Annotated in this window: 11 protein-coding genes; 8 read left to right on the plus strand and 3 right to left on the minus strand. The window is 62.3% G+C overall.

Features of this window, described 5'->3' with window-relative positions:
• Positions 1-47: 47 nt before the first annotated feature.
• The 8 genes from oxc to ACZ9H4_RS01160 all read left to right on the plus strand — a co-directional run bounded on the left by oxc (position 48) and on the right by ACZ9H4_RS01160 (position 9,217).
• Positions 48-1,790, plus strand: a complete 1,743-nt coding sequence (oxc, locus tag ACZ9H4_RS01125) for an oxalyl-CoA decarboxylase (RefSeq protein ID WP_476118051.1) — start codon at positions 48-50, stop codon at positions 1,788-1,790.
• A gap of 24 nt (positions 1,791-1,814) precedes the next feature.
• Positions 1,815-3,065 carry a formyl-CoA transferase gene (gene frc / locus ACZ9H4_RS01130; RefSeq protein ID WP_168664366.1) on the plus strand — a complete coding sequence of 417 codons (1,251 nt, stop codon included), beginning with the start codon at positions 1,815-1,817 and terminating at the stop codon, positions 3,063-3,065.
• A 101-nt stretch (positions 3,066-3,166) separates the two neighbouring features.
• A complete protein-coding gene (locus tag ACZ9H4_RS01135) occupies positions 3,167-3,598 on the plus strand; it encodes a PAS domain S-box protein (RefSeq protein ID WP_408139080.1) in 432 nt (143 codons plus the stop codon).
• Positions 3,599-3,709: 111 nt separating this feature from the next.
• Positions 3,710-4,252 (plus strand): hypothetical protein, encoded by a 543-nt coding sequence (locus ACZ9H4_RS01140; protein WP_476118052.1) that lies wholly within the window; start codon positions 3,710-3,712, stop codon positions 4,250-4,252.
• Between the two features lie 154 nt (positions 4,253-4,406).
• Positions 4,407-6,365, plus strand: coding sequence for an arylsulfatase (locus tag ACZ9H4_RS01145; RefSeq protein ID WP_408323375.1), 1,959 nt, complete (start codon positions 4,407-4,409; stop codon positions 6,363-6,365).
• Positions 6,366-6,372: 7 nt separating this feature from the next.
• Positions 6,373-7,470 (plus strand): formylglycine-generating enzyme family protein, encoded by a 1,098-nt coding sequence (locus ACZ9H4_RS01150; protein WP_476118053.1) that lies wholly within the window; start codon positions 6,373-6,375, stop codon positions 7,468-7,470.
• Complete coding sequence (locus ACZ9H4_RS01155) at positions 7,467-8,270, plus strand: MetQ/NlpA family lipoprotein (protein ID WP_476118054.1); 804 nt, start codon at positions 7,467-7,469, stop codon at positions 8,268-8,270. The genes ACZ9H4_RS01150 and ACZ9H4_RS01155 overlap by 4 nt, the downstream gene beginning before the upstream one ends.
• Complete coding sequence (locus ACZ9H4_RS01160) at positions 8,264-9,217, plus strand: hypothetical protein (RefSeq protein ID WP_476118055.1); 954 nt, start codon at positions 8,264-8,266, stop codon at positions 9,215-9,217. Before ACZ9H4_RS01155 ends, ACZ9H4_RS01160 begins: the two co-directional genes overlap by 7 nt.
• Positions 9,218-9,286: 69 nt before the next feature.
• Here the strand turns inward: ACZ9H4_RS01160 and cls are convergent, their stop codons facing one another.
• The 3 genes from cls to ACZ9H4_RS01175 all read right to left on the minus strand — a co-directional run bounded on the left by cls (position 9,287) and on the right by ACZ9H4_RS01175 (position 12,082).
• Complete coding sequence (gene cls, locus ACZ9H4_RS01165; RefSeq protein ID WP_476118056.1) at positions 9,287-10,549, minus strand: cardiolipin synthase; 1,263 nt, start codon at positions 10,547-10,549, stop codon at positions 9,287-9,289.
• A 152-nt stretch (positions 10,550-10,701) separates the two neighbouring features.
• Positions 10,702-11,187, minus strand: coding sequence for a hypothetical protein (locus tag ACZ9H4_RS01170; RefSeq protein ID WP_476118057.1), 486 nt, complete (start codon positions 11,185-11,187; stop codon positions 10,702-10,704).
• Positions 11,188-11,209: 22 nt separating this feature from the next.
• Positions 11,210-12,082: an H-NS histone family protein gene (locus ACZ9H4_RS01175; RefSeq protein ID WP_476118058.1), complete on the minus strand. Its 873-nt coding sequence runs from the start codon at positions 12,080-12,082 to the stop codon at positions 11,210-11,212.
• Positions 12,083-12,108 lie beyond the last annotated feature (26 nt).

The raw sequence follows: 12,108 nt of genomic DNA on the forward strand, positions 1-12,108 counted from the left end.
CCGCTCACGACCCACCACACAACGCCCCGCCAATAAGGAGAGATGTCATGGCAGAAGCCGACCAGTCCACAACAGAGGACACGTTAAAACAACAGGCGACCGAAACGACCGACGGATTCCATCTCGTCATCGATGCGCTGAAACTGAACGACATCGATACCATCTTCGGACTGGTGGGCATCCCCATTACCGACCTGGCGCGACTGGCACAAGCGGAAGGAATGCGTTTCATCGGCTTTCGTCATGAGCAGCACGCGGGCAACGCGGCCGCCATTTCCGGCTACATCACGCAGAAGCCGGGCATCTGCCTGACCGTGTCGGCACCGGGCTTTCTGAACGGCCTGACGGCGCTCGCCAATGCGACCACGAACTGCTTCCCGATGATTCTGATCAGCGGTTCGAGCGAACGCGAAATCGTCGATCTGCAGCAAGGCGATTACGAGGAAATGGATCAGTTGAATGCGGCCAAGCCATATGCCAAGGCCGCGTTTCGCGTGCTGCATGCGGAGGACATCGGTATCGGCGTGGCGCGCGCGATTCGCGCTGCCGTGTCGGGGCGCCCCGGTGGCGTATATCTGGACTTGCCCGCCAAGCTGCTCTCGCAAACGCTCGACGCCGTGAAGGCGCAGCAGTCGCTCGTGAAAGTCGTCGACGCTGCGCCGCGCCAGTTGCCGGCGCCGGACTCCGTCAAGCGTGCGATCGAGGTGCTCAAGAGCGCCAAACGTCCGCTGATCCTGCTCGGCAAAGGCGCGGCATACGCGCAGGCCGACGCGGAGATTCGCGGCTTCGTCGAGCAAAGCGGCATTCCCTATCTGCCAATGTCGATGGCCAAAGGCCTGTTGCCCGACACGCATGAACAATCGGCATCGGCGGCGCGCTCGTTCGTGCTGCAGGAAGCCGACGTGGTCGTGCTGATCGGCGCGCGTCTGAACTGGCTGCTCTCGCACGGCAAAGGCAAAACGTGGGGCGCACAGCCGAAGCGATTCATCCAGGTCGATATCTCGCCGACCGAAATCGACAGCAACGTCGCGATTGCCGCGCCGGTCATCGGCGATATCGGTTCATGCGTGGCGGCACTGCGCGCCGGCATCGATGCGAGCTTCCGCAAACCGGGCGCCGAGTGGCTCGGCGCGATTGCCGAGCGCAAGAACAAGAATCTCGCCAAGATGGCCGAGACGCTCGACAAGAACCCGTCGCCGATGAACTTCCACAGCGCGTTGCGCGCGATTCGCGATGTGCTGAAGACGCGTCCGGACATCAACGTCGTCAACGAAGGCGCGAATACACTCGACTACGCGCGCAGCATTATCGACATGTACGAGCCGCGCAAACGCTTCGATTCAGGCACGTGGGGAATCATGGGTATCGGCATGGGCTTCTCCATCGGCGCGGCGGTCACGACCGGCAAACCGGTTGTCGCGATCGAAGGCGACAGCGCGTTCGGTTTCAGCGGCATGGAACTCGAAACGGTCTGCCGTTACGAGTTGCCCGTCTGCACGATCGTGTTCAACAACAACGGCGTGTATCGCGGCACCGACGTGAACCCGACCGGCGGCAAGGACGTCGCACCGACGGTCTTCGTGAAGGGTGCGCGTTACGACAAGATGATCGAGGCGTTCGGCGGCGTCGGTTATCACGCGAGCACACCGGAAGAACTCACCAAGGCGCTGCTCGAGGCAATCGCATCGGGCAAGCCGAGCCTGATCAATGCCGTCATCGACGAGGCGGCGGGCACCGAGAGCGGCCGCCTGACCAATCTGAATCCGCAAAGCGCGGCAATGAAAAAGTAATCAGGTAACTACGGAGATATCGACATGACCAAACCTCTGGAAGGCATCAAGATCATCGACTTCACCCACGTTCAGGCAGGTCCGGCGTGCACGCAGTTGCTCGCCTGGTTCGGAGCCGATGTGATCAAGGTCGAAAGACCCGGTTCGGGCGACGTGACGCGTAACCAGCTGCGCGACATCCCCGATGCCGACGCGCTGTACTTCACCATGCTCAACAGCAACAAGAAGTCGCTCACGCTGGACACGAAAAAGCCCGAAGGCAAGGAAGTGCTCGAAAAGCTGATTCGCGAGTCCGACGTTCTGGTCGAGAACTTCGGCCCGGGCGCGTTGGACCGGATGGGCTTTTCATGGGAACGCCTGAACGAACTCAATCCGAAGATGATCGTCGCTTCGGTGAAGGGCTTCAGCGACGGCCATCACTACGACGACCTGAAGGTCTATGAAAACGTCGCGCAGTGCGCGGGCGGCGCGGCCTCCACCACCGGCTTCTGGGACGGTCCCCCGACCATCAGCGCCGCGGCGCTCGGCGACAGCAACACCGGTATGCATCTGGCGATCGGGATTCTGACCGCGCTGCTCGGCCGCGACAAAACCGGTAAAGGCCAGAAGGTCGCCGTGTCGATGCAGGACAGCGTGCTGAACCTGTGCCGGGTGAAACTGCGTGACCAGCAACGACTGGAGCGGGTCGGCTATCTCGAGGAATATCCGCAGTATCCGCACGGCGAATTCAGCGACGTGGTGCCGCGCGGCGGCAATGCGGGTGGCGGCGGTCAGCCGGGATGGGTGCTCAAGTGCAAGGGCTGGGAAACGGACCCGAACGCCTATATCTACTTCACGATCCAGGGCCACGCGTGGGAACCGATCTGCAAGGCACTCGGCAAACCCGAGTGGATCGATGACCCGTCTTACAAGACTGCGGAAGCGCGTCAGCCGCACATCTTCGACATCTTCAAGACGATCGAAGCGTGGCTCGCCGACAAGACCAAGTTCGAAGCGGTCGACATCCTGCGTAAGTTCGACATTCCCTGCGCACCGGTACTGACGATGAAAGAACTGGCCAACGACCCGTCATTGCGCGCAAGCGGCACGATTGTCGAAGTGCCGCACAAGAAACGCGGCTCGTACCTGACCGTCGGCAGCCCGATCAAGTTCTCGGATATGAAGCCGGAAGTCACCGCGTCTCCGCTGCTCGGAGAGCATACCGAAGAGGTGCTGTTGGGCCTTGGCTACAGCCGGCAGGACATCTTCAATCTACGCGAAATCAAGGCAGTTTAACGGCGTCGCGCGGGCCCGCTTCGGGCTCTGGCGTGCCAATGCGGCGCTCGTGAGGGCGCTGCATCCGCTTCAGATCCGCGTTGTTACTTCGGAGGAACGCCGTGCAAACCGCCATCGACTACCAGCAACTCGCCAACGCAATCGGCGACGCCATTATCATCTCCGATGCCGGCGGCAGCATCACTTTCTGGAACCCAGCGGCTGAACGCATGTTCGGCTTTACGCAGAGCGAGGCGCTCGGACAATCACTGGACCTGATCATTCCGGAACGCCTGCGCGGCCGCCATTGGGACGGCTATCACAAGACCATGGCAACGGGCCAGACCCGCTACGGCAATGATGTGCTGCGTGTCCCCGCGGTGGATAAGAACGGGCGCTCAATGTCGATCGCCTTTACCGTCGCGCTGCTGCATTCGCCGCAAAACGAGTTCACCGGCATCGTCGCCGTGATCCGGGACGAAACCACCCGCTTCCAGGAGGACCGACTGCTACGCAAACGTCTGGCGGAACTGGAAGCTTCCGCAGGCGCGTGAGTGGCCGTCGTCGCACGTTATCCGTCAGGCACTTCCCCGCATCAGGTGTAAAAATAGGGTTGCCGTTCAACTCCTTACAGTTGAACGGCCAACTCCTGGAGCGGGTTAAAGATGACACGCCTGATCGAACTGCGCCTCGCCAGTCTGCTGATCTGCATGGCCGCGACTCAAGCTCATGCGGAACAACCGCGCGTCAATCGCGGCCACGACCCGTTCTTTCAGATCTCCAGGGCAATCAGCGAGTGCCCGACACCACTCGGCCCATTCGAAACGGAAAAGGAATGGCTCGACGACAGCCATTACCGGATCGAACGTGGCAATAGCTGCTGGATCGAGGGCCGCTGCCGTTTGTCGAACGCCTATCTGTACGACGCCGAAATCGCCGAGGCTGTGCAACGGCGCCTCGCCAACATCAACTATGCGACGCACTGGCGCGAACAATCCACCTTGTGGCTCACGCTGCAACGCCGCTTCATCTACGTGGAAGGCTGCGTCGCGCCGGGCTTCGACAAGCGCACATTCCTCGCCGAGCTTGCGAAGACAGCGGACGTCGAACGCGTGATCGACAACACGATCACCGACCCGCATGCCGCGCAACTGCCCTATCGAACACAGGCGAATCCGGACAAGCCGGTACGCGATCCGGGCAACTAGCGCGCCAGACGACTCGCGGTAACCCGCCCGCCACTGCCCGGCGACGTTGCAACAGCTATATCGGCAATCCTTCATAGCAACGCAGAAATCGATCTTTGGCCTTAACGACGTCATTGCTAACATCGGCGACCCGACACATCCGGTCAGCACAACAATGACAACACAGAGATCGCAACCCTCCGCATTTCGTCTCGGCCTCATCGGCGCCGCCGTCGCCAGCCTCGTGGTACTCGCCTCGTGCGGCGACGACAATCTGCCGAGCGCCAACGCGACGCCGACACCGGCACCCGTGGTTGCGCAGAAGCGGCCCAACATTCTCTACATCATGGCCGACGACCTCGGCTATTCCGACATCCACGCGTTCGGCGGCGAAATCAATACGCCCAACCTCGACGCGCTGGTGCAATCCGGCCGCATCCTCACGAATCATCACACCGGCACCGTCTGCGCGATCACGCGCTCGATGCTGATCTCCGGCACCGACCACCATCTGGTCGGCGAAGGCACGATGGGCGCGCCGACCGACGAGCGCAAAGGCCTGCCCGGCTATGAGGGATACCTGAACGACCGCGCGTTGTCGGTCGCGCAATTGTTGAAGGACGGCGGCTATCACACCTACATGGCCGGCAAATGGCACATCGGCTCGGGCATCGTCGGCAGCACGACGGGCGGCGGACAGACGCCGGACCAATGGGGCTTCGAGCATAGCTACGCGCTGCTCGGCGGCGCCGCGACCAATCACTTCGCGCACGAACCGGCGGGCTCGAAGAACTACACCGAAGACGGCCAATATGTGCAACCCGGCCAGCCGGGACAACCGGGCGGCGCCGGGGGCAGCCCCGCCGTGTTCTACTCGACCGACTTCTACACGCAACGCCTGATCTCGTACATCGATTCGAACAAGGGCGACGGCAAGCCGTTCTTTGCGTATGCCGCGTACACGTCGCCGCACTGGCCGCTGCAGGTGCCCGAGCCTTATCTGCACAACTACGCCGGCAAATACGACGCCGGTTACGACGTGATCCGCAACGCGCGCATCGCGCGGCAAAAAGCGCTCGGCATCATTCCGAACGACTTCGTACCGTACGGCGGCGCATCGGAGACGCTCGTCGCGAGCCCCGCCACCGCGAACAACGGCACGGTGAACGCGAAGTACGTGAGCGCCGTGCATAGCGCCGCGCAAGGCTACACCGACTACGGTCCCGGCACCGTGAACAAGTCGTGGGACAGCCTCTCGCCCGCCGAGAAGAAGGCGCAGGCGCGCTACATGGAAATCTACGCGGGCATGGTCGAGAACCTCGATCACAACATCGGCCTGCTGATCCAGCATCTGAAAGATATCGGCGAATACGACAACACGTTCATCATGTTCCAGTCGGATAACGGCGCGGAAGGCTGGCCGATCGACTCCGGCGCCGACCCGAGCGCGACCGACATCGCCAATGCCGCCGAGCCGGTCTATTCGACGCTCGGCACCGACAACGGTCTGCAAAACGCCAAACGCCTGCAATACGGTTTGCGCTGGGCCGAAGTGAGTGCGACGCCGTTCCGTCAGACCAAGGGCTATTCGGGCGAAGGCGGCGTGTCCACGCCGTTGATCGTGCATCTGCCGGGTCAGACCTCGCAGAAGCCGACGCTGCGCGACTTCACGCACGTCACCGACAACACCGCCACGTTCCTCGCGCTCGCGCAGATTTCGCCGCCGACGCAAGCCGCGCCCGCGCTGATCAACACGCTGAGCGGCGTCGATGAGAACAAGGGCAAGGTGGTCTACAACAATCGCTACGTGTATCCAATCACCGGGCAATCGCTGTTGCCAGTGCTGAACGATCAGGCCACGAGCGCGGTGCACACCGCATCGTTCGGCGACGAAGCGTACGGGCGCGGTTATCTGCGTAGCGCCGACGGCCGCTGGAAAGCGTTGTGGACCGAGCCGCCGCTCGGTCCCGTGGATGGCCACTGGCAGCTGTTCGACATGAACTCGGATCGCGGCGAAACGCAGGACGTGTCGACGCAGAATTCGTCGGTGATCGACGGCCTCGTACAGCAGTGGAACAACTACATGAGCAGCGTCGGCGGCGTCGAGCCGTTGCGTCCACGCGGTTATTACTGAGCACGCGATGACGTTTCGATTCAAGCTCAAAAGCGGCGCGGCGCTGTACGGCGCCTACGCCGTGCTCGCGGCGGCCGCCTTCGCCGCTGCGTTCACCGCCGCAGCGGTCGCTTCGACTGCCGCGTCGACCGCATTCGGCGGCCCCGCGAAACAAGGCGCATTCGACGACCTGAACCGCTCGCGTCCGCTGGCCGCGCTCGGCTCGGAAAAGCAATGCGCGCGCTACAGCGGTTTGCCCGCGCGCTGGCGCGACGATCCGCAGGCCGGCATGGTGCACCTGCATGGCGGCGACTTCGTGTTCGGCAGCAAGCTTGGCTATGAAGACGAGCGCCCCGCCAGCGACGCCAAGACACACGTCGCCGGCTTCTGGATCGATCAGACCGACGTGACGAACGCGCAGTTCGCCGCCTTCGTCAAAGCGACCGGTTACGTCAGCGATTCGGAACGCCAGGGCGGCGCCGTGGTGTTCCACTCGCCTACGCGCGAAGAGATGAACGCGCGCGACCTGGCGTGGTGGAGCTGGGTGAAGGGTGCCGCGTGGAATCATCCGACCGGTCCGGGCAGCACGCTCGACGGACGCATGAACCAGCCGGTGACAATGGTCACGCAAGCCGACGCACTCGCCTACGCGCGTTGGCTAGGCCGTGATCTGCCGACCGAAGCCGAGTGGGAATACGCGGGCAAAGCGGGCCACGAAGGCGCGGACCTCGACACCGCGCCGCGCGACGAACACGGCAAGCCGAGTGCGAACTACTGGCAAGGCGTGTTTCCCGTGCTGAACACCGACGAGGACGGGCACGTCGGGCTCGCGCCCGTCGGCTGCTATGCGGCCAACGACTTCAGGCTCTACGACATGATCGGCAACGCGTGGGAGTGGACCAAAGACGTGTACAGCGGTCCGCACCAGTCGCACACCAATGGCGATACCGCCGCCGTCGCGCCGCTCAGCCGCAGGCACGATACGTCGATGGTCATCAAAGGCGGTTCGTTTCTCTGCTCGCGCGACTATTGCGTGCGCTATCGCGCCGCCTCACGCGAGCAGCAGGAGGCGGATTTGCCGGCCGCGCACATCGGTTTTCGCACGGTATCGCGGGATGCGTCATGAAGCCGCTTGAGATCGCGGCGGCGGCGCTGCTTGGCGTCGCCGCATTGTTGCAGCCTATGCAAGCCTTGGCGGCCGCGCCGGACCAGGTCATCAAAGTCGGCGTGAGCGCGGGCGCCCACGCCGAGATCATGGAGCAGGTGCGTCGCGTCGCTGCCGCGCGAGGACTCGCGCTCGACGTCGTCGTGTTCGACAAACCGGCTGCGATCGACGCCGCGCTCGCCGCGAGCAGGATCGACGCTGCGAGCTTCGAAGACGAGCCGAGCTTCGATGCGCAGCGCAAACAGCATCGCTATGCGCTCACGAGCGTCGCCACGACTGTGACGTTTCCGATTGCGCTGTACTCGCGCAAGCTGACGAACCTCGGCCAGTTGCAACGCGGCGCGACGATCGCAATTCCCGACGATCGGGAAGGCACCGCACGCGCGCTGATCCTGCTACAGAACTTCACGCTGCTGACGTTCAAGGACAGCGCGGGTCTGCATGCAACACTCGCCGACATCACGAGCAACCGTCTGAATCTGAAGATCCGCCAGGTGCCGCGCGCGCGTCTGTTCGACTCGCTGAACAGCGTGGCCTTCGCCGTGATCGACAGCGACGACGCGGCCCGTGCGGGCCTCTACCCCGCACGCGACAGTCTCGGCCTCGAAGACGCGCGCTCGCCCTATGCCAACGTGTTGACGGTTCGCGACAGCGACCGTGACGAGGCGTGGGTCGCACAATTGGTCGCCGCGTATCACTCGGACGACGTCGCGCATTTCATTCTCACTCGCTATCAGGACTCGGTGCGCCGGCCATGGTGAACGCGTTCTCGTTCGCGTGTTCGGCGTGCGGCAAATGCTGCAATAGTCCGCCGGCGATGACGTTGGCGGAGCTGTTCCGGCATCGCGACCGGTTCATCGGCTGCATTGCGATTGGCCGCATACCACGCAAGCGCGTGGGCGAACGCGTGCGCGTCGGGCAACATGAGCGCGTGCTCGATGAGGCGGATATCGCCGCGTTCGATACGATCGCAGATACGCTGCTGCAGCGTGCCGGCGATACCTTCAGCATCACCGCGCAAGGCTACGACTACCCTTCTCTCGCGCGTTGCCCCGCGCTCGAAGACGACGGGCGCTGCGCGATTCATTCGCACGGCAAGCCGCTCACGTGCGAAGTCGTGCCACTCGACCCGCTCGTGCCCGACACGCTGCAGCATCTGGTATTGGCTGCGCGCAATCAGAGCGCCGTGTATTTCGGCGCCGAATGCATTCGCGAAGGCGAACGCGAAGGCGCGGCGTTGATGGTCGCGCAAGGCCGCGTCGTCGACGCTCATGCAAAGGACGCGCTAATCCGTCGCCGCCTCGCACTCGAAAAAGAGCGCGAAGTGTGGGGCCAGGCTGTGTTCGAAGCGCTACGCAAAGAACTGTTCGACTCGCCCGCTGCGTTGGCGCGCATTCCCGCAGGCGGCTTTCTGACCATCTCGATCGTGCCCGCGCTGTTGACGGTCGCGTCCGTCTCCGGGCATTGCCGCCGGTTATGTGCCGACTATATCGACAGCCAGCTTGCATTGATCGACCGTTGCATTGCGCAGGCACTCGTGCGTCGCCGGCTGGAGGATCGTCCGGTCACCCTGGAATTGCGCGGCTTCGCGAACGCCTATCGGCACGCCAAGGCGGTGCTCGCCGAGTCTACTGTCATGGCATCGGACGGCGGCCACTCACCGGCTCCCGGTGCCGTCGAAGCCTACCTGAGCGGCGCGGTTCTCTAGTAAGACGAAGTCGCATACGTTTCAGCGTTCGCCGCCGTATTCGACTTTCATCGCTTGACCGTGCCTTTTCTACAGCTGCGTGTCCAGCATCCATACGAACTTCTCAATCAGCTTTTCGCTCAGCGGACGGTGCATCCATGCTTCGAGCGTGATGCGTTGCGACTTCCTGATGTCGTCCGCGAAGGTGGCGGTTTGCTGACGCGCAAAGTCGCGATCATAGATATTCAGGTTCGCTTCGTCATTCAGCTTGAAAGAGCGACTATCGAAATTGGTCGAACCGACCGACACCAGGTACTCGTCCACGACCAGCAATTTGCAATGAAACATGGTCGGTTGGTACTCGAATATCTCGACGCCCGCTTTGAGCAGATCGCCCCAACAGGCTCGCGACGCTTCGCGCACCGTGTGCGTATCGATGCGTTTGCCCGGCGTGATGATCTGCACTTTCACGCCGCGTTTCGCGGCCTCGACGATCGCGTTGATAGTCAGCTTGTCGGGCACGAAGTAGGCGCTCGCGAGATGAATGCTATGCGTGGCGGCGGTGATCGCCATCAGATACATCAGCTGCATATCGTCACTGCCGCCCGACGGCGAGCTGCTGAACATATGCGCGAGACCGTCGCCCTGGGGATCGACGTGCGGAAAATAGTCCGGGCCGTGCAGTACATTGCCGGTCGCCTTGACCCAGTTGTCCATGAACACCGCTTGCATATGTCCGACCACCGGACCGGCCACGCGAAAATGCGTATCGCGCCAATGCTTTTCATCCTGCGCGTGTCCGGTCCATTCCGGCGCGATGCCTACACCGCCGGTAAAGCCAATCTGGCCGTCGATCACCAGCAGCTTGCGGTGAGTCCGATCGTTCATGCGGCCAAGGCCGGTCCAGTGCGGCTTGTGATACTGGATCACTGCCGCACCCGCGTCGCGTAGTATCTCCAGATAACGCCTGTCCATTTTCGACGAGCCGACCCAGTCGAGCAGAATGTGCACCGCGACGCCTTCACGCGCTTTATCCGCGAGGGCATGGGCAATCTGCTCGCCGATCTCGCCGGACCAATAAATGAACGTTTCAAATGTAATGGTTTTGCGCGCCGAGTGAATCCCTTCGAGCATCGAAGGAAAAATGCGGTCGCCGTTCAGCAGCATTTCAAAGCGATTACCGGAGACGACAGGCGGGCCGAGCAGCAATCCCATCGAACGAAGAAATTGCGGATCGTCGCTCGCATACAGTCGTTCGATCTTGTGTTCGATCTTCTTCTCGCCGCTCGACAGATTGGCGATCACCAGAATGATGACCAGCGTGACGAATGCGGTAAGGGGAATGGTCAGCATGCGTGGCCTCGATGCTCAGCGGCAGAACACGCAACGCACGTCCTGCAGTTTGACGGAGAGTGCCGGACCCGAGGTCCGGCTTTAACCACGCATACCGGACGCATTGCGCGTGCCCGTTGCGGGCGCGCGCTTTGCTACGCCGCTACCTTGACTTACCTGACCAGCGCGAACGCTTCCCGGCTCGCAATCTCGCCCGCGCCATAGACGCCGACCACGGTATAGTCCGACGCCACGCATTCGAACGTCGAGTCCTGAAACGTAATCACGAAATGGCGCAATGCCGGCACCGCCGATCCGACGGTGACAATTTCCGCCGCGAGCGACGAATTCACGACTTCGTGTGCCGAGTAGCCGAGCAACCCTTGCATGGCGAGTGGGTGAATCTCGAGATCGACGTCGCCCGGTGGACCGAGCCGATGAAACGCGGCATCGGGGAACAGCACCGTGCAGAAGGGATCGTCGTCGGGATCGAACGGTCCGAAGCGTTCAAAGTCGGCTTCCGCAATCGGGTAAGCCAGAATCACCCGGCGGTCGCTGGCGACGATGAACGGTTCGGCGGCATCGGCCGCCGGATGAGGAACGGAATCCAGCAGGACGACCTGGTCTTCCTGCCGGAGTGAATCGATCGTGCTAGTCATCTACTTCACGACTCCGTTGCGCTCATGCGCTCGCTGGCACCGTGGCGGTCGCGGCTTGCGGCACTGCCGCAGTGCTGGTTACCGCGGTTTTAGCGGCGGCTTTGCGGACCGGCGCTTTTCTTGCCGCCCTCGCGACCGTGCTCTTCTTCGCGGCGGGTTTCACTGCGCCTTTCTTCGCTGCGACTTTTTTGCTTGCCGTTACTTTCTTCGCAGCAGCCTTTCTGGACACTGCGGCCTTTTTCGCTACAACTTTTTTCGCCGCGGCTTTCTTGCTCACCGCACCGCTGGTTGCCGCCGATCTGGCTTTGCCAGCTTTCGTCGACGCTTTAGTCGCTGCTTTAGCTGCCGCCTTAGTCGCAGGCTTGGCCGCGGCACCGTCGATCAGGAACTTCGTGCGGTCTCTCACCGTTGCGAGCCATGCGGGCGCCGGACCACGGCCGCTCCAGGTTGCACCGGTTTTCGGATTAAGGTACTTGGGCGGCTGCGCGCCTTTCGGCTGACCTTTACCGGCTTTTGCATGAGCGACCACGGCCTTTGCCGCAGACTTGAGTTCGCTTGCGCTATCGATCAGGAATTGAGTGCGGTCTTTCACGCCAGCAATCCAACCGGGGGCACGGCCGTGGCCCGTCCAGGTTGCGCCGGTTTTATGGTCGCGGTATTTCGCCGGTTTTCCGGAAGCACTGGCTTTTACCTTGCCGGTGCCGACATGGCCATTCAAGCCGCGCGCGACTCGCCTCGCCTTTGCTTTGGCTTCGATATCCTCAGTAGTCAAACCATGCTTGAGCATGAGCTCGCGAATCTGGTCGACCGCGACTTGCGCTTTTCTGGCAACAAGGATATCGGCCTGCGCCTGCAGTTTCTTCAGCTTTGCCTGGATTTGCTCTAACGTTGGCATTTGATTCCTCCCTTGGTGGTAATCGT

It is taken from the genome of Paraburkholderia sp. TE9906, assembly GCF_056279605.1.